Annotated in this window: 24 protein-coding genes; 8 read left to right on the forward strand and 16 right to left on the reverse strand. The window is 35.3% G+C overall.

The features are described from left to right. Nucleotides 1–24 precede the first annotated feature (24 nt). The 12 genes from AC4GZ8_RS19290 to AC4GZ8_RS19345 all read right to left on the reverse strand — a co-directional run bounded on the left by AC4GZ8_RS19290 (nt 25) and on the right by AC4GZ8_RS19345 (nt 15412). Nucleotides 25–1848, reverse strand: coding sequence for a reverse transcriptase/maturase family protein (locus tag AC4GZ8_RS19290; protein WP_491083528.1), 1824 nt, complete (start codon nt 1846–1848; stop codon nt 25–27). 584 nt (nt 1849–2432) lie between these two features. Further along, nucleotides 2433–3815, reverse strand: coding sequence for a hypothetical protein (locus tag AC4GZ8_RS19295; RefSeq protein ID WP_491083529.1), 1383 nt, complete (start codon nt 3813–3815; stop codon nt 2433–2435). Then, the gene (locus tag AC4GZ8_RS19300; RefSeq protein WP_491083530.1) at nt 3815–7126 is read right to left on the reverse strand and encodes a hypothetical protein; all 3312 of its coding nucleotides are present in this window, start codon (nt 7124–7126) and stop codon (nt 3815–3817) included. The genes AC4GZ8_RS19295 and AC4GZ8_RS19300 overlap by 1 nt, the downstream gene beginning before the upstream one ends. Before the next feature lie 11 nt (nt 7127–7137). Next, nucleotides 7138–9231: a VirB4 family type IV secretion system protein gene (locus AC4GZ8_RS19305; protein WP_491083531.1), complete on the reverse strand. Its 2094-nt coding sequence runs from the start codon at nt 9229–9231 to the stop codon at nt 7138–7140. Next, on the reverse strand, nt 9182–10081 hold the full coding sequence (locus tag AC4GZ8_RS19310) for a hypothetical protein (RefSeq protein ID WP_491083532.1): 900 nt from the start codon (nt 10079–10081) through the stop codon (nt 9182–9184). The genes AC4GZ8_RS19305 and AC4GZ8_RS19310 overlap by 50 nt, the downstream gene beginning before the upstream one ends. Before the next feature lie 19 nt (nt 10082–10100). After that, nucleotides 10101–10409, reverse strand: coding sequence for a PrgI family protein (locus tag AC4GZ8_RS19315; RefSeq protein ID WP_491083533.1), 309 nt, complete (start codon nt 10407–10409; stop codon nt 10101–10103). Between the two features lie 155 nt (nt 10410–10564). Then, nucleotides 10565–10945, reverse strand: coding sequence for a pilin (locus AC4GZ8_RS19320; protein WP_491083534.1), 381 nt, complete (start codon nt 10943–10945; stop codon nt 10565–10567). Nucleotides 10946–11241: 296 nt separating this feature from the next. Next, complete coding sequence (locus tag AC4GZ8_RS19325; protein WP_491083535.1) at nt 11242–11433, reverse strand: hypothetical protein; 192 nt, start codon at nt 11431–11433, stop codon at nt 11242–11244. A gap of 232 nt (nt 11434–11665) precedes the next feature. Then, the gene (locus tag AC4GZ8_RS19330; RefSeq protein ID WP_491083536.1) at nt 11666–12958 is read right to left on the reverse strand and encodes a DUF3854 domain-containing protein; all 1293 of its coding nucleotides are present in this window, start codon (nt 12956–12958) and stop codon (nt 11666–11668) included. Between the two features lie 40 nt (nt 12959–12998). Beyond that, nucleotides 12999–13337: a DUF4258 domain-containing protein gene (locus tag AC4GZ8_RS19335; protein ID WP_491083537.1), complete on the reverse strand. Its 339-nt coding sequence runs from the start codon at nt 13335–13337 to the stop codon at nt 12999–13001. A 175-nt stretch (nt 13338–13512) separates the two neighbouring features. After that, entirely contained in the window at nt 13513–15186 is a 1674-nt protein-coding gene (locus tag AC4GZ8_RS19340) for a hypothetical protein (RefSeq protein WP_491083538.1), read from the reverse strand. After that, a complete protein-coding gene (locus AC4GZ8_RS19345) occupies nt 15152–15412 on the reverse strand; it encodes a helix-turn-helix domain-containing protein (RefSeq protein WP_491083539.1) in 261 nt (86 codons plus the stop codon). The genes AC4GZ8_RS19340 and AC4GZ8_RS19345 overlap by 35 nt, the downstream gene beginning before the upstream one ends. A 478-nt stretch (nt 15413–15890) precedes the next feature. Here AC4GZ8_RS19345 and AC4GZ8_RS19350 point away from each other — a divergent pair, with 478 nt between their 5' ends. The 8 genes from AC4GZ8_RS19350 (at nt 15891) to AC4GZ8_RS19385 (ending at nt 22305) form a co-directional block, all read left to right on the forward strand. Then, the gene (locus tag AC4GZ8_RS19350) at nt 15891–16907 is read left to right on the forward strand and encodes a Rad52/Rad22 family DNA repair protein (protein ID WP_491083540.1); all 1017 of its coding nucleotides are present in this window, start codon (nt 15891–15893) and stop codon (nt 16905–16907) included. 89 nt (nt 16908–16996) lie between these two features. Then, entirely contained in the window at nt 16997–18124 is a 1128-nt protein-coding gene (gene dnaN, locus AC4GZ8_RS19355; protein WP_491083541.1) for a DNA polymerase III subunit beta, read from the forward strand. A gap of 65 nt (nt 18125–18189) precedes the next feature. Then, the gene (locus AC4GZ8_RS19360) at nt 18190–18534 is read left to right on the forward strand and encodes a hypothetical protein (protein WP_491083542.1); all 345 of its coding nucleotides are present in this window, start codon (nt 18190–18192) and stop codon (nt 18532–18534) included. A 17-nt stretch (nt 18535–18551) separates the two neighbouring features. Continuing rightward, nucleotides 18552–19121, forward strand: a complete 570-nt coding sequence (locus tag AC4GZ8_RS19365) for a hypothetical protein (RefSeq protein WP_491083543.1) — start codon at nt 18552–18554, stop codon at nt 19119–19121. Beyond that, nucleotides 19072–19749 carry a hypothetical protein gene (locus tag AC4GZ8_RS19370; protein ID WP_491083544.1) on the forward strand — a complete coding sequence of 226 codons (678 nt, stop codon included), beginning with the start codon at nt 19072–19074 and terminating at the stop codon, nt 19747–19749. Before AC4GZ8_RS19365 ends, AC4GZ8_RS19370 begins: the two co-directional genes overlap by 50 nt. Nucleotides 19750–19797: 48 nt before the next feature. Beyond that, on the forward strand, nt 19798–20775 hold the full coding sequence (locus AC4GZ8_RS19375) for a hypothetical protein (RefSeq protein ID WP_491083545.1): 978 nt from the start codon (nt 19798–19800) through the stop codon (nt 20773–20775). Between the two features lie 2 nt (nt 20776–20777). Beyond that, a complete protein-coding gene (locus tag AC4GZ8_RS19380) occupies nt 20778–21626 on the forward strand; it encodes a ThiF family adenylyltransferase (RefSeq protein WP_491083546.1) in 849 nt (282 codons plus the stop codon). 478 nt (nt 21627–22104) lie between these two features. Beyond that, a complete protein-coding gene (locus tag AC4GZ8_RS19385) occupies nt 22105–22305 on the forward strand; it encodes a hypothetical protein (protein ID WP_491083547.1) in 201 nt (66 codons plus the stop codon). 48 nt (nt 22306–22353) lie between these two features. On the opposite strand, the gene AC4GZ8_RS19390 is transcribed toward AC4GZ8_RS19385, so the two are convergent. The 4 genes from AC4GZ8_RS19390 to AC4GZ8_RS19405 all read right to left on the reverse strand — a co-directional run bounded on the left by AC4GZ8_RS19390 (nt 22354) and on the right by AC4GZ8_RS19405 (nt 25483). Continuing rightward, nucleotides 22354–23217 (reverse strand): hypothetical protein, encoded by an 864-nt coding sequence (locus AC4GZ8_RS19390; RefSeq protein WP_491083548.1) that lies wholly within the window; start codon nt 23215–23217, stop codon nt 22354–22356. Next, complete coding sequence (locus AC4GZ8_RS19395; protein ID WP_491083549.1) at nt 23192–23890, reverse strand: hypothetical protein; 699 nt, start codon at nt 23888–23890, stop codon at nt 23192–23194. The genes AC4GZ8_RS19390 and AC4GZ8_RS19395 overlap by 26 nt, the downstream gene beginning before the upstream one ends. Further along, the gene (locus AC4GZ8_RS19400) at nt 23874–24488 is read right to left on the reverse strand and encodes a hypothetical protein (RefSeq protein ID WP_491083550.1); all 615 of its coding nucleotides are present in this window, start codon (nt 24486–24488) and stop codon (nt 23874–23876) included. The genes AC4GZ8_RS19395 and AC4GZ8_RS19400 overlap by 17 nt, the downstream gene beginning before the upstream one ends. A gap of 134 nt (nt 24489–24622) precedes the next feature. After that, on the reverse strand, nt 24623–25483 hold the full coding sequence (locus AC4GZ8_RS19405) for a site-specific integrase (RefSeq protein ID WP_491083551.1): 861 nt from the start codon (nt 25481–25483) through the stop codon (nt 24623–24625). Between the last annotated feature and the right edge of the window lie 120 nt (nt 25484–25603).

Here is a 25603-nt window from a genome sequence, read left to right on the forward strand (position 1 = left end):
TCAGCGTATACGGCTCTCCACTTATCAATCTAGCCTTCCATTATGCAAATCTACATGGCATTTTTCACATAGCGCCATAGTTTTGCGATTCCGTTCAATCATACGTTTTTCCCATTGTTTCTTACCCTTTAGGTCTTTTAACTTCTTGATATGATGTATTTCTAGTACTACATCAGTTTTAAGGCACCATTCACATTGATTAGCGAGCAATCTATCGATCAGGCTCGTTCGGCTGTAAATAATGTCCCTTGTTCTAGAAAATAAATCGATGTCGTAAAGGGTAGATGGGATTTGCTGTTTCTTGAATCCATCTTTGTAAAAGTACGAGACTTTGTTTCCTTTGGCTGTTTCATATTTGACAGCGAAATGACCATTAATACTGAACTTGTTAATGATTTTTTTAACGCTACATTTATACTTATTAGCAAAAGTCTTATACATGCTGTACTGCATGATGTGATAAAATCCATCTAATTTGTATACATCATTTGCTAATTTGTAGTAGTTATATAAACCTCTAATTTCAGCATTATATATGGTCAGTATTTCTAGGTCATCGTTCTGAAGAAGGTGAGGTCTATGGGTAGACTTCCATTCATTGGTTTTTGGGTCTATTTTTACCGCTTTGTATTCGATTAATTTATTTCTCCACACTTCATGAGGTAATAATAGCTCACAGCTCATAGTTCTGGTTCTTTGTTTATGTCCACTAGCTGTGTACTTCATTGTATTATTGTCATGACTTATTTTTATATCGTAGCCGAGAAATCTGGCTCTTTTACTTGAGTGAGTAATAAGAGTTTTTTCTTGCGACAGTTCAATTTTCAGTTCTTCCTCCAAGAAAACGCTAATGTCATTTTTAATTTGTTGGCATTCTTCCTTGCTGCCAATAACCCCTATGATAAAATCATCGGCGTAGCGTGTGTATTGGATTCTTTTGTAACCCTTGTCCATTGGGTCTTTGTACGGTAATTCCATCATATGATTTTTTAGCTCATCAAGATGTTGTAAAGCTTGTTCCTTTTCTTCCTCGTCCATGGAGTTCCAATTATCCTTATATCTAGAATTGGCTCGGTAGAGCCTTGCTTCTCTTGTCCGGTATTCTTTAAGACGTTTTCTACCTTTTCCCTTATCAAAGCCATTTTTGTAGTCTAGCATGAATTTATCAAATTCATTTAGATAGATGTTTGATAGGATAGGACTTATAATGCCACCTTGAGGAGTACCACTAAAAGTTTTATGGTATTCCCAAGCTTCAAGATACCCAGCCTTAAGAAATTTCCAGATAAGGTCAATGAACTTTTCATCGCTAATTCTTCTTCTAAGAATGTCGATGAGTTTGCGATGATTTATATTGTCGAAGAATCCTTTAATGTCTCCTTCAATAAACCATTTGGCTCCATTGAATCTGTCTTTAATCTGCGATAGGGCAGTATGACAGCTCCTTTTTGGTCTAAATCCATGTGAGTTTTCAGAAAAGGTTCTTTCATAAATTGCTTCGAGTAACATTCTTACGACTTCTTGGACAAGTTTATCTTCAAATGATGGGATTCCTAACGGACGTTTTCCGCCATTTTTCTTTGGGATGTATACCCGTTTTGACGGTTTTGGTTGATAACTGAAATTTTTTAGACTGTCTATTAATCTTTCAATTCGTTCTAGACTCATACCATCAATGGTTTGACCATCTACACCTTGCGTCATATTACCTTCTTTAGCATAGATTTTTGAATATGCCATAAGGAAAAATTCAGTATTGTACAGATTGCGATAGATTCGTTCGAATTTGTAATCTTCACGTTTTGATTGTTTGGCCAGACTGTCTAACACAGTGTTTGGACTTCTCATAGAGCCTCGCGCTCCTTCCCAATATTAGTTAGACTTGATAAGCTGTTCCCCTTCGCCATGTGTTAGGCTTTCCCTAACTCGGACTATTACGGGAACTCCGTTACCATATCAGATATTCAGATACTGACTATCATAGCTCATTATAATGAGCGTTCTGACGTAGGTAATCACCATTTAGTACATATAAGAACAAGCACGATATAATGTCGGATATGACGTTCGCCCTTTACTACTTATTGTAGTTGGTTAGCAATAGACTACTCACAATTGACACGCAATTAATCAAAAGTGTATTCAGAAATTGGGTTCCAATTGCCCATTCTGTTTTGCTATATGGCGTATATAACCATCTTCCGCCAAAGGTGGACCAATAACCCCCTCGGACTGTCATTCAAGCAGTTTAGCCTTTATCCTCATTTATATCTTTTCACTTTGCTATTCAGTCGTATCGCGATGATTCGATAACTTATAGCTTTCCAAACATGCTACACTCCCCGATTTTGGTTTCCCTCACGGATAAGTTTGGTAGTGATAGGCTTTGTAGTCTTGCCTACTCTTTGCTAAAGGAGATTTCTTATATGACCTTATGGTCGCACCTGCATATGACCGACAGCCCCAACGGAGCTTCTCATGGTTGGGTGTGTCGAAAAGCCGGTTTCAACGAAATGTATCGCGGCAATCGAGTACCAATGGACTCCATATTTCTTCTCAGCATCTAAATAATATTGCATAAATTGTGTGGGAACTCCTGCACCTGGTATAACCATACCATCAAATCCGTAGTTCCCTCCATAGCCACCAATCGAACCTAACCATTCTGTATACGTTACTTGTCCTCCAGCCGAAGCGTATAAAGCTTCAATGAGTTTCTTATCTTTTATTCCCATATCGTGAGCATTCATAACTTCATCAAATTTGGAATAGTCCGTTACGGAATTTTCGGCAACATTAAATTTTTGGTGTCTTGTTTTAATAATAGTTTTAATTTCTATGATTCTTTCTTTCTCAACTTTTCTAGTTTTTACAACGGGTACGTCATTTATTATCTCGACAGGTACTTCCTCGTAAACTGTTTTTATTACTTCTCTTGTCTTTGTTACAGCTTTCTTTTCGCAACAAAATATTTGAGTTCCGACAAATACTGGTTGCAGTACCCATTCTGTATATTCCTCAATAACCTTTTTTTGAACAGGTTTTTTTACATAAATGGTTTCTTTATTTTCCTCAATATCTACATATTTTTCTGTTACGGTGTATTTCTCTGTTTCATAATCAATCTTTACCTTAGTAACCCAGGGGGTTATATAAGGTGTATAGGTATAATCTGTATTTCCATCCCAATACTCTGCAAAGCTGATTTTTGATACCCATTTGTCTGTTTTTACTAACTTAGCTTTTCCGCACTTTCCATCACGACAAACGGTTGTTTCAGTTTCTGTCCATTCATTAAATTTTTCATAATCAATATTAGGTTTTAAAGCTGTGGCCATCTTTTTTACTAGTTTTTTATGATCTTCATTTCCTTTAACCATAGAATCAATTTGGATGACTGATGCTATCAACTTCTCAGGCACACGGAATTTCCGTTGTTCAGCTCGTGACATATCAACTGTGGAATGAGATTGTTTTAATATATATTGTTGAATCTCCTTATCCTTACCTGTTAATTTTGCACCATCACCCCCATAAATCCATGAGGAAGCCATCATAAACACTATTACGACAATGATTATCCCTAATATTACTCCGAGAGCGGGTAACCCTATAGTACTTAAAAAGCCAAGTATCATTTTTGTTAAGAGGGCGATTGCTTTTGCAATCGCCTTTATTGCTAATTTTGCTACTTTTTTTCCTACTTTTTTTAATAAATTTTTCCCTTGCTTTTGGACAGCTTGTGAGGCTTTTTCTTTTGCCAATCGGACAACGGCTGATTCTTGTTCATCATGCTGCTGTTGAGGTAAACTCATTAACCGTTCCACCCCGCAAGAGATTGACGTTTACGTAAAATCTCTCCTTGTTTTCTAGTATCAAATCGTTTATTCGGACGATTTGAAATGAGTTTATCAGGGTCAATAGTAGATGTATAATCTTGGAACTCTTCTTGAACGATCGAATCAGCTTGAATTTTATGTCCTCTCACTACGCAAGTCTTAGTAACAACTTTACCTTGTGGAATACGAGCATCTCCCTTTTGATAAGGTGATACACGTACTATTTCTCCACTTGGTGTGGTTGCTTGCATGTAACTACGGTCTCTTTCAATGACCATTTGTACATTTTCCATCCCTTGTTGTTTTAAATCACTTAAATAAAATTGGCCAGAATCTACTTGTTGGTTAAAAGCTTGAACTTCTTGAACAACATAAGGATTTTTTGGTGTATTTCGATTTCCCATTAATTTGTTTGGATTTACATTAACTTGAGATGAGGAAACCGGAATTTTCCCACCTGCGGAGTCCACTTTGTAAACACTTGTTCCAGCACCTTTAATGTCTTGCGTAACAAATGAACCATTTTCAACTTGTAAATCTTGATATACGATTTCCCCTTTTTTCAATGTGCTATCACCACGACCAGTACGAGAAACAATTCGGGATTGTCCTGTTTTTGTTCTTACTTCTATATAAGATTGATCAGGAGTTGTTATCATTCGAACAGCACCTGGGGCAAGTCTTTCTAACCCGTTATCACCACTAATGGTTTGAGCCATTTGCAGAACTTCTGATGGTTCGGATATGATGTTATTTACAGCGTTATTGTAAGGATTCATTTTTGAAGCAAATTTTGAACCTGCTTGATAACCCGATACTCCTCCAACGACACCACTTATATATCCAACTGAATTACTAAAACCGACTTGCTTTGAAACAGGATTTTCGGTAAGAACATTTTTTATTGATTGGAAACCACCAACAGTTGCCCCTATTGTACCTTCAACACCTTTAATTAAAGGGATATTTTCACTTGAAGCTACTGCTTGTTGCCAACCACTACCAACGCCTTGACCAACTTGTTTTGCGAAATTAGCAACGGAACCTATGCCAGTAGCACCGAGTACAAAGCTTCCTGCTGCTTTTGCACCTAGAGTTAATGTTCCCACTTGTGGAGCAATGGATTGAGGAACACTTGCATTAGCGATTTCTAGATTTTTTTGATATTCATTACCACGCTCATTTTTCCACTGAACTTGTATCTGTTCATCCGATAATCCTTCAGAACGTTTATCTGCAAAGAAAGTATTTTTAGATTCGGTATCGGTTCGCATTCCTGCTAATTGACTTGCTACAAAATCACGATTGACTTTCTTTCCATTAAATAATTGAAGGCTTTCTACTCCATTACCTGAGTTTTTAGCTACATCTACATATATGGAATTTTTACCTCCATTTGATTTTGCGAATTGAACATCTACTTCCTCGTCACTCATATTAGGATTTTGTGCTTTAATATCACCCTTAATCAGATTGGTAGCTTGTTCTCCCACTTTTTCAGCAAAGGTATTTTTGTCAATGTATGGATTAGAACGTCCTTCAACCATTGAAGATGCGGTTGATTTTGTAAGTTCGCCAAATTGCTTTCGTTTCTCACCGACTACATTATTCCATGCTTCGGCTTTTTGGTTGTTATAGTTTTTGTGTTCACTATCAGTCATATCATCTTTAGGAGGATTTTGTTTCTCATAATCCTTCATAAAATTTGATTGATTGTTATTAGCCCATTCATTCGTTAGATCATCAGCGGTCTGTTCAGCAAGTTGGTATCCTTTTGCATATTTACCACTTGCATCTTTTAATTTTTGTAACTTATCCCCCGCATTAGCTCTAAACCCTTTCTTCATTTCATCCCGTTTGTTGTCCCACATTTGATTGAGGTCATCTTCAGTTGCATCTGGAAAACGAGATTTCAAATCACGCATAACTTCCTTTTGGTTTTTTGATGCCCAAGCATTTGTATCATCTTCAGCAATCGCATCTTTAAGACTTTCATCTGTACCTTCTGCTAATCCTTTATCTAACGTATCATTAAGAGCTTTGTTCCCTTTTTTCATTCGGTCAGCTATACCTTGTACTGCTGCTGAACCTACACGACCCGATAGTCCACCTACTACACCACCGACTTCTCCACCGATTGTAGCCAATCCAATAGCACCCATTGGTCCCATTGTTGAACCGGCAATAGAACCAGCCATGCCCGCAACGGCTTTTCCCATTTTTGATGTAATTTGCCCTGCTTTTAGCATTTTTTCAGCAACAGAGGTTGTGCTTGTGTCGGTTCCTGAATTTGCACCAATCGTGTTCTTTTTGTCGTCTACTTCTCCATTTCCTTGACCAGTAACCTTATTTTTTACACCTTGATAAGCGTTTTGTAAGGCACCTGAAATAGATTGGTCTTTTATAGCACCTTTTGCAGCTCCATACACACCTGCAAGACCTGCCATACCAAACATTGCTCCGGCTTTAGCGAATCTCCCATTCATATCTCCACCTAAACCTAGTAGTGAACGAAGACCTTCCGAAACTGGAATGAAAATGATGTAGAGAATCACACTTTCTATTAAACCTTCCTGTGAAATCGCCATACTTGCAACCAACCAAAATGTAAAAGCATGTACTCCCTGCACAAACACTGTTCCAACTAATTCCTTGAACCAAGCTCCTGTTATAGCTTTGGTTCGAGGGTTTAAGAAAAGTGCCATCATGATCGGTCCGAGTATCATTAACATAAGTAATGTTAGTTTTCTCATCATATAGTAAAAATTTGCCCAGATTGCTAGACCTAGTAAAGCTAGATTGATAATGATACGTCCTACAATTTCACCCATATTATCATCTAGTGTTTTTTGAAATCCATCTAAATTAGCTTTATAGGCTGAACTGAAAATATCAACAATAACTCCATTAAATTGAAAGATAATAGAATATACAGTCCCTAAATTCGCAAGGATGATTCCCACTATTGCTAAGTCTTTTATAAACTCTATAAAATATGTTCGATTAGCGGGATTAAAGGCTGTAGAGGAAACCCTAATCCCCGATAAAATGATAGAGATCAAGACAATGAAAGCAGCGAGAAACATGGTTGTCTCGAACCCAGGTATATACGCATTCTCTATATCAGCTTGTGTAAATGTATTAAATAATAGTTCCCCACTTTTATCTTTTCCAAAAATTAAATCTTTCAAAGATTTTAGGGAAGTAAACGGAGCTACTAAAGTTTCGTAAATCCAACCAAATATACCTCCGAATATTTCGAGTATCTTATCCGATAAAAATGCCATGCTTTCACCACCTACTCACTTCGTTTCATTCGTTTACGTTGGAGCATTTCTTCCAGTACTGCCGTATTACTTTCTACGAATGTTAACTCTTCATCACTTGGATCAGTGCGTAACCAAACACTCGATTTTCCACTTCTTAGAATTGCTTCCCCTTTTTCGGGATTTCCAAATAGGCACGAAATTTCACCTTCTGAAAGGTCAAAATTCTCTCTGATCTTCTGTAAATCTATTTTGTTTTGCTTTAAAAACATAAAGGTAAACGTGTTTTGGAGGATACCCCTTGCCTTTCTGCTTTCTAGTATTCTCACAAAGTCTTGTGAAGCAATACGCAAGCCAGCATTTCTTTTTCTAGCTCTACGAGCCATAGTTTCTAAGAAACTGACGGTTTGCTCCGAATCTACTAAAGTCCAAGCCTCGTCAGCTACTACTATCTTTTTCTTTGACGCATTTTCCACACTTTTTACGAAGTACTCCCAAATATAGTTGAGAATTACGTGGTAAGCGATGGGTCTTAAAAAGTTTTCTTCCATGCTACTAATATCAAAATTTACTAATCTTGCAGTATGAAGGGCTTGTGTTACATTTTTCCCTAGATAGGTAGCACCATCAAATATTGGCTTACTCCCTGTGCGAAGGAATGGGCGAATGGCTGCTATTAACCTCTCAGCCTTTTGTTCAGTTCCATACTTTTCGATTAAATACTGATAAACGTCTGAAATAGTTGGTTCTGGTTTTCTTACTTGTGATTGAATGATCTGCCCATCTACTTCACGCACTTGATTGTCATATAAAGAGGATGGATGAGTAGTAAATCCAAACTTCTCAAATAAATGTTGGATAGCATCTTCTAAGTAGTTTCTTTCAAATACAGTAAGCCCTTCCTCTTCACTATTTTTCCCACGACAGATAATATCGAAAAATCCTAAGATTTCATTTAACTTTTCTCTTAAAGGAACGAAAGATATATATTTCTTTCCGTTTTTTTCGATAATCTCTTTTTCGTCGCTATCCTCTAGTAGTTCTAATTCTTCATCATCTTGCTCAAGTGGGATCGTCGTTACGTTCATCGCTAAAGGATTAATTCGAATATCTGATTCCTCTGAGATTTTTAGATTAATTCCTCCTAATCTACGAACTATTTTTACAAATTCACCCTCAACATCTATTAATCTAGTACAAACACCCATTCCCGTTGTTTCACGAGCTAACAGAAGTTTAAGTCCTAATGATTTTCCCGAACCACTGGTACCAAATATCGCCATGTTAAAGTTATCTGGCTTTATTTCATCTGTTCCAAAAGCATTATAAAATTCCTTTTGACCTGTAATTTTATTAATTCCTAAAGGGATACCACCGTTAAAACGACCACTCCCCGAAATAAATGGTGAAAATGTGCTTAGTGCTCTACGGTCAATATTTCGCAAAGATTCACTAATTTCATTTGTTCCTATTGGAAGAACAGAACGAAAACCTTTCTTTACACGACTCCATGTTGAAGCCACCTTAAAGAACATTCCTGATAATTCATCTTCTACATACTCACTATACTTATCTAGTTCTTTCTTGCTGTTACCGTATAAAACACCTAATACTCCAACATGATAACTATCATTTTCATTAAATTGAGATTCGGCCATTAATTGTTCAGTATCAATAATCTTTGTTTCTAAATCTTGAATTTGGTCAATGTTTCCTCTTTTTCTTTGGAAACCGAGGTTTGATTTAAGCATGGTAATTTGTCGTTGAAGCATTTTGACGGCATCATTTTTAGGGATTTTATGAACATCTACTAATACATCACATTCTCCACTTGAAGTAAGACTATACAACCAATTGGTTTGCATTTTACGAGGGTATCCATCCTTCGTAATATAAAATGGTCTAAAATAAGTACGTGTTCCTAGTGATTGTTTAATGACTCCATAATCTTCATTTTTTATGGACATACCTTCAGGTGCGATAACGTCCCAAAAGGTTGGGCGCAGATCAAATTGTGTTGCCAATTCTTGTTCTGTATTTTCTATTCCCTTTTTTGAGTGAGCATTTTTTTCTTTTTTAGCTTGCTTGTTCTTGGGTTGGTTTTTCGATTTCTTTAACTGATTCATTCTCTATCATCTCCTTAACTGTTTCAATTCGAGCTAAGTCTTGGTCAGCTGTAATGTACAATGCTAATTGTTCTTGTAAGTTTGTATCTCTAAATTTGTTTTTAACTGCTTTTCTTCTGTTAAATGCGTAGTACAATACTTCTCCAATACCTTCATTGGTTAGCATTTGTACTTCTATCCCTGCTTTACGTAATGAGTTCTTAGCAGTATTTAAGCGACGATATAATTCTTGGAATGCTTTTTCTAAGATTTTTTCTTCCATCTCTTCTTGATCATCTGCTTTGATTTCAGAAGGATTGATGGTCATATGAAAGACTAAATATCTTTTCGTTTCATATCTTGGTGAGATTGCTTGCCATTTGGATAAATCCTCAATCAGTGTTCTTCCATATTCTAAAGCGTTTTGATTCATATCTTCTTGTGTCTGCATGGTTTCTCTCATGGACTCAATCGGTTCTGATAGATCGATGTAACGGTTCTGCAAGTAAAATTGAACAGGATAATTAATTTGTGCTAACCATGTTTCAAACGTCATATCTATGCCCTCTTGCTCGTCTTGAGATAGCAAGAAGTAGTTGACTGGCTCAACCTCAGCTAACATGACAAATTTATTATTGTTATAACGAATCATATGTGAGTTAATTTCTTTTATATCTTTAAATAACTCTCTAAACGGATCTGGTTCCTCTTCTCCAGCAGCACCCTCTTGTTTTTTTCCCTTTTTCTTTTTGGCGGGAATGATTGGAGTTTGTGCATTATTTTCTTTCCAGGGCAGAATTGGTTCTTTCATCATTACTTTTGCAAAAACATAAAGACCAATAGCCAAAATAGCCATAATTAATATTTCCATTTGTTTTGTCCTCCTTATATTACTTACGCCAATTTCCTAATTGCGTTCGGTACTGTAATTTGGTGTATAAATATTTATCAAAGTCCATGTGATACTTTTCTTTTCTGAAAAAACCTAACATAAATACCGCAGTTGCCACAGGTAAGGCGCTAATCATACAAGCGAGAATTCCAATTAAAGGACTTGGAAAAAGGTTGTAAATAAACGGTACATACCAGTAAATAATCCCCCCACCTGCGACTAGATAAATTAATTGACGTTTTGATATGATTCCGAGAATAACTTTTTGCTCCGAAGCCATATCAATGGGGACTGTCACTTTCCTCATGAAACACCCTTCCCTTCAATTTGTAATCTTTTATTTTTATTGGTTAAAACCGACCAGTTTCATTTTCATGGTGTGCCTGGATAAAAATTTTCCCCTCTTTTTTTGAGAGGGGAAAAAGTAGGTATAAGGTATAAAATGTTTGGATATGATATATACTAGGCCCCAAATCCGGCAATCCAGCCTGCAATATCGTAGGCCTTCATAATTATCCATCCACCAACGAATACTAAGGCTAATTTAATGAATCCTTCAGTACGTTTTTGTGGATTTCCACCTGACCCTGCTAATGTCATTCCGCCCCATACTAGACAAGCAATGATCCAGAAGCCTCCAATCGCCATTACAAAATACACTAGATTACTTAGATCACCGTAAACTCCCGATTTTTCAAAATTACCATCTGGAGTAATCCCTGCTTTTTTCCAAGCTTTCGAAGCATCTGCTGCTAATGCTGCATCTGGAAATAGGGCAGAAAGTGTTGTGACGACCAAAGCCACCACAAGCATAGCAGTCATTATTTTGTTTACCTTTGTCACGTAAAGTGCACCTCCATGAAATGTTGTGAAAAATAACAAAGGGCAAATAAAAAACCCCACTATAAGTACGATGAAACAAGACACCTTTAAAGGTATCTCCTTCATACTCATAGTGGGGTTCTCCCATTGCGTATGTATTTAGTTATTTTTCCTATTACTGTATTTATCTTATAAAAAAATAGGAGAAAAATCAATATATATATTAATAAAAACAGAGAAAAAGAACCTTATAGGTTAATAAAAATAAAAAGCCACGCTCCTAAAAGGAACGGGCTTTTACTAATTTCGCTATCATATTATTTAACTCCTAGAATATTAACGTAAATCATACAGTCATATCCTAATACTCGTTGAATAGCTCTTTTGACATCTCCTTTTACTTGAAAAACCCACTCTCTTTCAATTTCTATAATATCTTGAAAGATTCCCTCTTCACGAGTTTTTGCGTCATGTTTAAGGGCAGTATATTGAACAGTAAATTTTCTCATTGCTACACTCTCCATTGTTTTTTGAAAGTCTATAGGATAAAAAAGCCTTTACTATTTAATAGTAAAGACCTTTTCCTCAATTCTAACCTTAGATATTAATTTTCATAATTAAGCGGAAAAAATCATAACTTAATTTCTCTTATTTTCAGCGTAATACCTATAATTCCGGAGAATTATGAAAATCTATTCCATATAATTTTGACGAAATTCCGAGTAATTATGAAAAATTACGCTAGAATAATCTCTTCATATTTGGGATTTTGTTATTCATAAGAAGATCGTCAATTCCTTTCCCATCTTCTTCATTCCAAATTGCGAGATTTCCAGTATACCCTAGACTTTTTAGTTCTTTTGCACACTCAAATAAATGTTTCTTAACGTGAATATTGTTGACTGCATCAGCGTCAAAGCAGATATTAACTTGTTCCACTCCCATATCTTTTAAAATCGGAAGAGCAAGTCTCCATGCTCCAACACCCGGTAATGCTAACATAGTCGTACCAATATCACTTAATTCCATTGGATCATATAACTGGACAATTTTATCAACGGCAATATCACATTTAAGCGGTCCTTCACTTAGCCAAATCGTTTTTGCTTTTCTTTTTTGCCCTACTTCCCAATTTAAAAGCTCTTGAGAAGGAACAGATATATGCACAGGTGCAGGATTCCCCGAACCCGTTCCTTTTGGTTTATTTGCTGAACTTAACCAATAATAGCGTTGTCCTTTGATTAGTTTCACCCAACCTACCAATTCTTTTTCATAAGAAATGGTTTCGTATTTCCCAAAATCTAATTCAGTTTCCATAATCACTTCGCCATTGAAAGCAATTTGAACAAAATTAGGTTGTTTGATCACTCTTGCTTGAAGTCCATCTCGATTCTTTTTAATCTCAACGTCATTAGGAGGGTTGTCAATTCTGAACTGAAATCCTTCTATCTCATTCTTATAGTTTCGAAATGGTAAAAGAATACCCTTTGTACCTGCAATCGACCAATATGAACCAAATTGCCCCTTTGCTTCATAAAACCCTGGGATACCTCTGAAATCAGAAAGGCCAAGCATGTACTCCATATCTTTTACTGTTTCCCACGGTTTTTCAGGAAAAGAACGATACTGCCGAGCAAATATCTGATTGTCCGTTAATTGTCTGGAGGATGAAGTCAAATGTTCATAATGACTATCCTCCAAGATGGTACAATCTAAAAGTGCGCGGAACACTTCATTTAATATATTTGTGGATTTTTTCTTTTCTCCAACTTCATGAGCCACATTAGACTTATCAATTTTTCGTTTTTTCTCTCCTTTCAACCAATGCAGCCATGATGGTACAGCTGAATTTTTGCTGAAAGGATGTTTTGATTCTACTCGAATACACGCAATTACTTCTCCATCTTCATGAACCATACAAGCCCCTCGGTGACCACAAATATCGCAAGTTTCACGATAAAACTCGTACCACCCAGGCACTCTCGTTCTTCTTAATGTAGACCTCATTTGCACTTTTTCTGTTTGATTACTCATTCTTAACACCCTTTCCAAAAGTCTCTTTCTAAAAGTTTTTTTAAATGCAATCCTTAAAACGATTATTGTCAATCGGAGGCATAACCGTAATCACTTTAAACAGTTTTTTTCCTTCCTCTGAAAGAACAACGACAACAGGATTTTCATCCTTATCTCGTCCAGCAATGACATAATTGAAGGTATACTTATCAAGATCGTGATTAAATCCAGTTTGAACTTCTACAATAGAGCCATTCATAATGCAGGAAACTAAATCCCCTCTACTATAGCCACGTTTCTTCAATCTTTCATACGTATGGTTGCCTATGCGAATGTGACCTTCTCTACTCATTAGGATTTTTTTAATATCTCTCAACTTTTTTACTTGTGCTGCATTCATCTTTTCCACCACCTTTTTCATTAAAAAATAAAAAAGCGACCAATGGAAAGATAGATTTGGTTAATAGGCATAAATCACCTAGTAATCTATCAGTCCAAAGACCGCCTTAAGTTTGTTAGTTTAACAGCTAACTCATACGAGTTGCACAAAAAAGAAAAAAACAAAAGATTAATAGTTAAATCATACCATGCTTTTTCTTAGCTCGCAACGGTCTTGGAAGGATGGAACGTATCTTATGAATGAATCCTTTTTCTTGAATGTCAAAGGATTCTCCTAATACATGTTTGCTAATGGTGACAAAAGGTTCCTTTAGTTGCTGATAAACCGTAGTTTGCTCAATGATAGGTGTTTTTTCGTAATAGTTTTTTTGTACCTCATAGTGCATACAAGGCAAAGAGGAAAGCAGCGGAATATCTAACGCACTTGCCAAACGTTGATCCTGGCTAAACGAAAGTTTCTTGTTGAATACAAGATAGCATTTTAGATTATATTTTTCGATTAAGGTATGAATGTAATTTTTCCAAGCACTTGTTTGTTGGAAGGCATCATCTACAATAATCCAAAGTTCATCTAATTGTTCTAATGTATGCTCTGTATAGCTCTCCATTTTTCCAGTCGGAAGGTCAACCAGTACCACATCAAAATATTTCACATTGTTGATATAATGATAAAGCGTATCGTAGTTCCATTTATGAGAAGTATCGTTATCGTCAAGAGGCAACCAATGTACCCCATTATAACTCCATACAACACTATCAGAAGATATTTCACTCTTATGTAGAGCAGTCGCATAGGAATTCCACCCATTCGGAATTTCACTATATCTCTTTAGTGTCGTTTTAATAATATGATTGGAATTTAAGGACTCTAATACAGCTATCGGTACTCTCTCTTTCCCTAGAAAGATAGAGTAGTTCATGATAAAGGTGGTGACACCAGTACGATTTAAAGGAGCCCATACCCCTATCGTCTTATTTCGGTCCCATTTGGCTTTAAAAAAGGAGTTTTTACGTATTTCGAGTGCTCTTTCCGTTATAGTTCTTTCATCATCATATTGCAAAGGCTGAGTATTGGGATTGACCTCAATTGTATTTTTATCGCCTTTTTCCTTTTTATTGTTTGGAGAGAGTTCCTCCTTTTTAGTAAGAGTTTCAGTATCTTTTGATACTTCCTTATTTTCAAACTTATTTTCCTCTGTTGTTTCTTCTTTTTCCGTACCTTTACTTTCTCCATCATCATTTGATGAATTAGTTTCAGTATGATAAGGAGTTGGGTTAGAAAGGGTTGCATCATCTGTCTGATTTTGATTACTTTCTTCTTTCTTTCCAATCCCTTTATCTTCAATGGTGATAGGTTGCTGCGTTTCGGTTGGTGTAAGTGTAGTAGAACCCTCTTTTGTTTTACGTTCTTCCTTTGATGTTTCTTGAATGGGTTCTTGCGGTGGCTCAACTACCTTTTTTTCTGCTACCGTTTCATTTTCAATTTCTAGCTCATTTAATTTAACAGAATAACGGTGAATCATTACCCATGAACTTGCTTCACCTAAATCCCGAAAGGAATGGAGAAATTTCAATTTATCTTTATATGGCGAAACATTATCGTTTTTTCCAATGTATAGAATGTTAGGTTGAATATGTTCAATCTTTTCTAATGCTTGAGTTTGATCTGTAATAATAAATGATAATGATGAATCCTTTGTCTTTTCTTCAAATTCTTGTAGAGAAGTAGCATTCATAAGCTCTATGTTTCGATTATCCTTCTCCATTTCTTCTGAAAAAACGTTAGTTAAGGCGTTGATTTGGCTGGAATCCGAATTATTTAGTAGGAATAATAAAATCTTGACTACCATGTTGGCGATTCTCCATTTCTAACCGTTTTAAAAAGTTATTAATTTTTTTTCGTAGTTTATCTGTGACAGGCAAACGATAATTTTCAATGGCCACTAAATAATTCGTGCTAATTTGCAATTCCTTTGCAAACTCATATTGTTTCATGTTTCCTAATCGCTTTCGTAAGATGATAATTCTTTCCACATCATCAATAACTTGTATGTGATTTAATATATCTAATTCCAAGCTCCTGTCTCCCCCTTCGGTTAGATAGTTACTGTTTTTTCTGATAAAAACAAAAAATGCCCATACTTCACCCAGGGGGGTGTTAGTATGAGCAGTGCTTGCTTTTTTAAATATTCGATTGATAACTGAATCAAATTATAACATAAACTCACATATTCGTGAATAATATATTCTCATATCTCCTTCTAAAAAATTGTTATTGTCATCTTCCCTAGTTATTCTGTATAATTAGGGCATAATTACTTTTTCTTTTATTTTTCTTTTGCGACCATATTTCCGTTAAGGTCAGCTGTTAACTATCAAACTTAGTAGCCTTTGGGCTGTTTGTGATAAGATGTACTATTCGTATGTCTTGTTTAACAAACTCCCAAAGGCTTTTTTGCGTTTCAGCAAAGAAAAATAAGGGTTGAGTGATTGATCGAGTAGGCTTGTCTACTCATTTTTTATTTCTATTAAACTTTTTAGGAGAGTGTTAAACATGACAAATTGTACGGGAGTAGAATTAACTCAACAAGAAATGATGGAGAGATTACAGGAGCCTTTTGCACCAGAGGACATTGAATGGAGAGTTCAACGTTCTATGATGATACAAGGTAAAGCGAAAGCTATTGTACTAGCTTATGTAACTGCTAGAGCTATTCAACAACGTTTAGATGAGGTTTGTGGTCCTCTAAACTGGAAGAATAGTTACAATACTTGGAGAGAAAATGGTGTATTATGTGGCATTGCGATTAAGTATCAAGGCGAGTGGATTGAGAAATTCGACGGAGCCGACGAAACAAATGTAGAAGCGACTAAGGGAGGGTTTTCAGCCTCTTTTAAACGAACAGCTGCAGCCGGTTTTGGTATTGGACGTTACTTATATAAGTTAGAGGAAGCTTGGGTTGATATTAACGACTCTAAGAAAACCTCAAACGACCAATATATCAATGCTAAAATCAAAAACGGTAATCAAGATACTTGGGTTAAGGGCTATTGGACACCTCCAACTTTACCTGAATGGGCTTTACCAAAAGGATACTCAAAAGGTAATCAAAAAGGTAATGAACCAAATAGAGAGACTAAGCAACAGAAACAGCAACAACAACAACGTGGTACTAATCGTTCTCAGTCTGGTCAACGTGATCCTAAAAAACTCACTAGACAAGAAATACTAAAAACGATTAAAGAGCATGAAGCGAATATTGGTTTACCTAATAAACTGCGTTTGCCTTTATTTATAAAAGCAAATCAAGGTACGGGGACATCTGATATTTCAAAAGCAACAGAAGAAGAATTACAAAATTACTTCTGGGCTCTTCAACCTGTTAGTATTGTTGTTACATTTGGTAAGAACTACGGTTTATCAATGGATGAACTGCTTGATTACTGCCAAATTGTGAAACCGCAAGAGGAAATCAATGAACTATTTAACCTTTTCTTTAAAATAACAAGAGAAGATGTTCAAGAAATCCTTAATTTAATCCGTGGTGATCTGAACGAACAAACTGCTTAATGCAGTGAGAAGGCATAAAAGATGGGGTACTCCCCTCTTTTGTGCTTTTTTTATTTTAAAAAACTAACAAACATTGGGAGGAAATAAACATGAAATTTGAAATGAAGAGAGATTTATTAGTTGAAGGATTTACTAAAGTGGGAAAGGTTGTATCAGCTAAAGCTTCAATTCCTATCTTACAAGGCTTTTTACTTGAAGTAACGCAAGATGAAATCATTATTACTGGTTCGGACACTTCAGAAACCATTAAACATGCGATTAAAGTTGATGGTGAAGATATTACTGTTACAGAGCCGGGAAAAGTGGTTTTACCTAAACAAATTGAAGCCATTGTCAAGAAATCAAATAATCTTATCGAGTTTTCCCTTGATGGTTTTAAAACAACAATTAAAAGTGGAAAAAGTGAATTCGAGATTAATTGTCTTGATGCTGATGAATACCCTAAGTTTCCAGATTATGATTATTCAAGTCCTTCGCTATTGTTAGCGGGTGAACAGTTTAGGGATCTGATTAAAAAGACAGCCTTTGCTGCAAGCACTTCTGAAACACGACCTATTTTACAAGGGGTATGTGTAGAAGTAGAAAAAGGCAATGTTAATCTTGTATGTACGGATTCTCACCGACTAGCTAGAGTATCACATAAAGCTCAGTCTGAACAAGCGATTAAAATCGTTGTTCCAGCGAAAAGCTTTGATAATATGTGCAAAGTTTTTGACCTTGATAAACAGGTAGAGGTTTTTGTTCAAAACGAACAAAATATTCTCCTTAGAAACGGTCAGACTTATTATATTTCTAGACTACTAAGTGGAAATTACCCTGATACAAGTCGATTAATCCCAACTGATGCAAAGGAAATGGTCACGATCAATCGAAAAGAATTGGTTGATGGACTTGAACTAATAAAAGAAATCGCTTCTTCTGCTGACAAAAGTAGCGGTGTTGTTAAACTTCATGTGAACGGAGTTGCTTCTTTATCCAGCCAACAATCTCAAAAAGGAAAGGGGAAAATTGATATTTCCTATGATTCTTTTGAGAGTGAAAGCCACGAATTGACCATTTCATTTGATTGTAAGTTTGCCTTAGATGCGCTGAAATCAATGGATTGTGAAACAGTGGATATGAATTTTACTGGCTCGTTGCGACCATTTGTTATTAAACCACATGGAGATGTGCAGCTAGATGAATTACAGTTAATTCTTCCAGTACGCACGTATTAATAAATGATAGGAGTAAGGAAAGTCTTTTTAGGCTTTCCTACTCTTTATTTATAGGAGTGAATACTATGGAATTCGATATGAGTAAATTTGAAGCCAATCTTGAAGAAAGAAACCAGGCTTCAAAAGAGATAAAGGATTTAAGCGGTTTTATTAATGCTATCCGAATTGTATGGAATCATTATCCTATTGAGGATATAGATTTCAACTCTTTTTCGTATAAAGACGTAGTTAGTACGCTTGAAGCGATGGAAGAGCTACCCCTTACAAACGTAGATGACAGCGAAGAGGTCTTTTATGTAGACCCTCACAATCCGTTTATGGAGTACGCAAGGATAGAGAATACGATTGCCCGTTTATTTCATCATAAAAACAAACAATTTCATTCAAATGATGAGATCCTTTTCATCTGATGTAGGGGGATATTCTTATGTCTCAAATGGACATTTATGAACAACAGTCTTATATGACTTCTATTTCTAATATGGCCATGCTTAAACTATTCCATGATGCAGGTGTTAACGTAAAAGAGAAGATTCCTATCAAAACTTTTATAGTTAATACCCAACAACAAGATGATACTTCATTTGAAATTATCAGTGCAGGATTCAAGGAATTGTTTGAAATAGCAGAACCTTATGATTATGGTGATGAGATACCAGAGGAATATGAAAATATTCTTGACGAGTCAGAGTATAAGTTAATTATCAAAGATACAGTGTTAGCAACCGTTCTGCAAAGCTCCTATTCCAAAGAACTTGAACATGCCATATCATCTTCTACTAATGTAGAAAGTTACTTTCATGTTGAAGCGGACTTAGTTATTCTTCCTGATAAAAGCGGGTTTGCAATTCTCATTCAGTGGCCCGGAATGCTTCATGAAATAGCGGAGAATGTATTGAAGGTACGGAGACTAGCTACGGAATATGCTACTAAACTTATTGGGGAGAGTGAAAACAGAAATGGAATTTCTAATCAAGTTGACGGACAGATTGCGTAGTTTTACTGATTATGTATCCGTTACTAAACAAACAGAACAAGGTGTTGTTCTTGGCGAGTATCGAATGACTTTATCTGATGTGATCAAGTGCTTAACCGATTCGGGTATTGAAGGACAACGTACTGAAACTCCTTTTTTGCCTAAGAATTGTATTAAGTTGGTGACAAAGCTAAATGGTTTTGAGGTTTATATCGAAATTCCGAAAAGACAATGGCTTGTCACATACCAGGATAAACAAATGCACATTGGATTTCCAAGAATGGTTTTCAAGTATGATATTTACTCAAATCAGATTCGCTTTATGCAATTAGTTGCCATTAAAGATGATAAGGGTCGTATTAATGGAGAAACACCATTATTTTTCTTCCCCTTCTCTAATGTCGATAAAGAGAATTCAAAGGTTTGTATGGGCAGTAATGAATTGCCTACTATCAAATGCCTAAGTCAACTTGATACCATGCACAACCTTTTCTTTTCTGCTCCATTTGGGGAGGATTACGGTTGTATCACAACGGAAGGTCAAAGCGTAAGCAAAATTTTTGATTTATTAAAGGAAAAAGATTTCAACGATGAGTGGCTAGTCCCTATTGGCTCCACTTTCAATGAGTTTTTTGCTTTAAAAAAATAAGAGAATCTAACTACTAAACTATTATTGATATATTGGGAGGAAATGAACATGACTAAATCAATCGAACAAACAGATATCTTTTCACTTTTTGGAATCGAGGACGAGTATGCAGAAAAGAAGAAGCGTGAAGAAGAGGAAATGAAGAAGAAAATTGCTGAAGCTCAAAAAAGAGCAGCTGAATCAAAAAAATCTTCATCTACTACTTCAAGTAATAATACTTCTTCAGGTGGTGGAGATAAGTTTGAAGTCAACGATCAGACTACTATTAAGTATTTCGGTCAAGAAATCGCCATTACAGATTACTTTACTGTTGAGGAATTAACAGAAGGTATTCCTACTCAGAAAAAAGATGGCGAAACCGAAATGAAGAAAGTTGACGAGGAAGCTTTAAGAAAGCGTATGGAGAATGATTTTGCGGAGCTTGTTAGCGGTATGACTACAATGGTTTACATCAAAAAGAAAAACATTGTATTGCCTATCTTACAAGCGAAGAAAAAAGGTGCAAACCTTGAAAATGGTAACGGAGAAGAGTCTGAGGACTCTTCTTTTGTTATTAATCGTAAAATCCCCTTCTCATTACTAACAGAGTTTATTTCAATATCAAAACACTTTTCAGATGAACATGGTACAGAGGTACACGCCGATATTTATTTCGATTTTGATTCAAAGGACTTCTTTATGTTGATTCCAGAGCAAATTGTTCATAAATATTGGGCAGAAAGAATTGAGGATGGTTTTACAACTAGCAATAAGATTTTAGATAAAAGATGTGGAAAGGTAATGGAAATCCATTCCCACCATACTATGGACCCTTTCCCTAGCTCACTAGATGATGAAAATGAGCAGTCTCCTATTTTATTTGCTATTGTTGGGAATATTGACCACTTCTTTCCTAGAATTACTTGTAGAACATTTAATAAGGAAAATCAAAAATATATTCCAATCGATCCCTGGCTTATATTCGAAAATCCTTTTGTTCATGTACCATCTGAAAAATATGATTTAAGTGTCGTGGAGGTAGTATAAAAATGAGTATAAAACTAACGAGATATAATCAAAAACTTTATCCTTTTGTTGTTCAGGTTGGTACGGGTGCGACGGGCTCGAACCTTGTTTCTCAAATCGCCCAATTATTTTCGATTTTTCAAATTAAAGGGCAGTATTTGATAGCAGATCCCGACATAATTGAACCTCATAACCTAAAAAATCAATTATTTTTAGAAAGTGAAGTCGGTAAAAAGAAAGCTGATGTACTGGCAAGACGATATCGTGCTGCTTATCAGGTCGATATTGCTTCTTATTCGAAGGATTACATTGAAGATGTTGAATCCCTAATGAGTTTGTTTAACACAGATTATCAAAGAATCGGATACTCTTATGATACGTTGTATTTACCCGTTATTATAGGCGCGGTGGATAACAATTACACAAGGCAGATTATGCACCAATTCTTTGAAAAAGCTGGCCGTTGTCTTTATATTGATGTTGGGAATGAAAGTGTCAATGTTCCAAAAGACTATCCTTCTCGTCCTAAGCAAGATTGGACAGAGGAAGAATTAGAAACCTTTAATAGTTCGGGTTGGAGCGGGCAGGTTGTTTGTGGTTTGAAGATGGATGGTAAAACCATATTAAAGCCAGTCTCTGAAGTGTTTCCGGATATATTAGAGGACAAAGATGAAATTGCACCTTCTCAAGTAGCTTGCAGCAATATTGTCGCAAGTGAACCCCAAAGGCTAATTGTCAATAAAATGGCATCATTAGCGGTTACAACTTACATTAATGAATTATTCGAGAGTAATACCATCAGCAATCAGATGACGCTTTTCCATGCCAAAAAAGGATATATGCGAAGTAATCCAGTAGGGGATTTAGAATAAACCAATATGACATAGTAGACCCAATAGTGGATTAACAATACCGAACATTAAAGAATATTTACAGCTGATAACTTGGTGTCAAATACGAATATTAGGAGGTTTTACTATGTGTCATGTATGTGATGGAACAGGAATTGAATGGGTTTACGATAAAGAAGGATATGGAGATATTGAAGAACCAAGACCATGTTCAGAGTGTGCTTAATGTACAATTCGAAACGATGAACAAGGATGACATCTATTGCGTATTAAGACACGACAAAAAGCCGAAAAGTATTAAACTTTTCAGCTAACCCCCCTTTGTCTATTCGTCAATAGAACTGTTCGTCAACAGATAAAGGATTCTCACGCGTGAGTTTGTCGTTTTGCTATGTAGAAGGTGGCCACCTTTTAACCTACTTTTGCTTTAGCCATTATAGACAAACTGAATTTATTTAATACGCATTACGTACTAATAATAAATTATAGGGTGAAAAAAATGCGACTAAACGTGACAATGGAGTTACTTGATGATGATAACACTGGTATGAGAATCAGAAGAATTGATGTAGGCAAAGGAAAAATTGAAGGCTATATCGAGCATTTTGATGAAAAGGGGGTTTATAAGCGTTCCCAATTAACTAGTAAGTCATTAGCTAGACTAATAAATATTCTTGAAACTGGAGAATTACAAAATTAAAAATTAAACCCTATCTTAGTGTATTTTCTTAAGATAGGGTTTTTTTGTTTATTCCGTAAAGAAATAATAATCTTCAATTACTGCTATATTTGGTGCTATAAATTCAAATCCAATGTTATTTCGATTAGCAATCGAGCTTAAAATATATTCAGATATCCGTTGTCTTTCCGTTTCATAAAGGGATTGATGTAGACCGATATTTATTAGATAGGTTTCCTTCTCTTCATTCTTTATTTTTAAAATCGTTACATCTCCTGCTTTGCTACTATTGTTCAATGAGGACCAATAATGTAGCTCCCAGGACTCAGCTAACTCATTTTTAACGATAGGAGTTAAAAACACTTGAGGTGTTAAAAACTCTATATCGTTTAAGTTCGATAACCACCCTTCTACTGGTTCAGAAGTGGATTGTAGTCCCTTATCCTCTTTCGTATCTAAAAATGCCTGACGAGCCCCTAAACACGCAATATCAAATATGGTTTGTTTGATTAGATCATATACATCTTCAAAGTTTTGCAATAGCCACATTATAAATTTTTGGGTTAATTCTGTTCTAATTACTTCATTTACACTATCTTGCAAAGCTTGTCGGAGAATATGCGGTATTTCCTCGGTTAGATAGCCTATTGGCTGGGTGAAAAATTCATCCGGAAAGTTTGAATTCTCATCTAACATAATTTCTCTAGTAAGGTAATACCCATTATAAAATTGACTTTTAGTCGCTTCAAAGAACGCTTCATCAAATTTTCTTTTATCTTCCTCATTTTTAATAACACGATAAAATTTCTGGCTGTAAAAATTAAATACTCCTAAAAAATCAGCTTTAAAATCATGGTTATGTTCGAATAAATCCTTTAAGCGTTTTTCCGTAAGCTGAGCTTGGTTATCAGTTTTCTGTGCTTGTTGACTCATTTTCTATTCCCCCTATTTCTTCTTCGAAAGGTGGAGATGGACTATCATCTTGTAATTTCCAACTTCCGTTTTCTTTTACGATTGTAGTAATATAATAGGTTTCTTCCTCAGTATTAAGTGTTTCTTTTCGATAAAAGTTACCTTCATCGCCAGCAGGGTTTAATTCCACTTGTGTTACAATAAACTTTACAGCATGTGTCTTTTGCTCTTTTAACACTTCTTGTATGTTGTGTAAGAACACTTTGCCCTCTTTTTCATTTGGTATCCATTCTTGTTTAAATGTAGTAGAAGCATGTTTTGATAAAAACTCATAATACTGATCGGCATCGCTTATTCCAGTATTAAACTCGAATAATTCCTTCCCAATTCGTAGAGCTAACTCATTCGGGTCTGTATAGCTATCCTTCATAGGTATAGCATCCATTACTTGTCCTCCCCGTTGGTCTAGCTCATTGTCCTTTACAACTTCATCTAATGGCTTTTCCATCTCTTTGTAAATATCACTAGCCTTATCTCTTTGCTCTTCCTCAGAAGCTTTCTGTTCCTCTTTTAGTTGTTCATTTTCAGCAATTTGTTCTTGAGCCTGTTTTGCAAATTTATCATTGTTGCATCCTGTTAAGAAAAGTGAGGTACTAAGAGATAACCCCAAAATTCCTTTAACATATTTGTGCATATTCTTTCACTCCATTCGATATTGTTCGTTTATCTTGTTCATTTAAGAAATTTGCTAATTCAGTACACTCCAACATACCTAATGTTTTCAATCCATTCATAAACAATGAAATAACGTCATGGATTTTCAATTTCAGTTTATCAGGTATAACCGAGATTTTTAGTTTTTTCTCAATGACATAAGCAAACGAACCCAATGAATCTTTATCGAGTGTCGTTTCTACTGTTATAGATTCTAATCGTCTTTTCCCAAAAACAATGACAAACAGCATAATTTCTTCATAAGAAATGGAATGATTCGAAGGGACAAAGCGTTTCGTTTGACCATCATACCAATCTAATACGTCTTGATAGAGTTCGTGATCCTTCAAAATGATAAATGCTTGTTGTTTTAAAAAATCCATTTTGACAACCTCTTGTAGACCATATGAAAGGATATAATTGTTTAAAAAAGAATATTTACTCCTTTCAAACTGAAAAAATAACAGCCTTTCCTTATCTTTTGGATATAAGTCTCCAGAACCTAATAAGGTTGCAGTTACTAATGTCTTTAATGCTTTATTGGTAGTTTGATTTCTAAATATAGTTGAAGAATTCACTTTGATTTTTACCCCCTTTACATACAAAAAATACCCAAAAATAGCTAGATAGATAGACTTATCCCGTTCTATCAATCACTATTTTTGGGTATTTCCCATTTATATACGATATTTAATTGATACTTTTTATTATACTATTGACCTTCGTATCTTTCAATTAAATCTTTCACTAGAATACTGGCCCAAGATTTTTCAATTCCTAATTCCTCTGCAAGTTGTTCAATCGAATAGTTTTTATTCGTGCGTAAATAGTTGGTGTAGAGCATTCGGAATTCACTTAATGGAAAAGGGTTAGGTAAATCATAATCATCTCTAATCATACATATATTAAGTGAAAGTATTTCGGATGAAATAGGCTCCAATAGCCCTGTATCATGCTTTTTGGTTGTAAAAACATAATCGGAAGTAGTGAACTGAGAATCTATATAGTGTGCAACAAATAATTCTGCTTCAATCCCTTCTAATTCAATAGTTCGCTTTAAATTAGTGGATTTTCTTTTGGTTTCGATTATGACCTTATTTCCTAAGTCCATAACATCTGATTTTTTAAAGTGAAACTCTGATACCTTTAATCCTCTCATCGCTAATATATATATTACTTTAGTTTGTAATTTATAAGATGGATTGGCTAGTACCTTCGGTTTAATCTCTAACAGTTTTTCATAACTCATTTGTTTAGGACTATTTTTTTCTGTTTTAATCCGTTTAATTTTTACAGCTGGATCTACTTTTACTATGTCTTTCTGCCAAAGATAGTCGAAGTATTTTTTTAATATCCCTAAATGCTTATTAATGGTATGAATGCTATTCCCATTTTCAAGTTTCATATTAAGGAACCCTTTAATGTCGCTTGGAAGTATTTCAAATGCTTCAACGGTTCTTTTGTATTTATCTTTTAAGTAGGAGTTAAACATATTTAATGTTTTTAAGTATGAGTCGATTGTTTCTTCGGTAAATTTATTACTTTTTAGATATTCACCAAAATGAATCGGCATAATTATCACCTAATGTTTAATTGTATTTATATATATTTAAGAAAATAAAACTTTTAAAAACAAAACCTTTTAAAGAAGGGAACGTCTTATAGGTTTCAAATCGTTCAGTCATATCAACGG

It is taken from the genome of Metabacillus sp. RB-C-LZQ-3-1 (genome assembly GCF_058315175.1).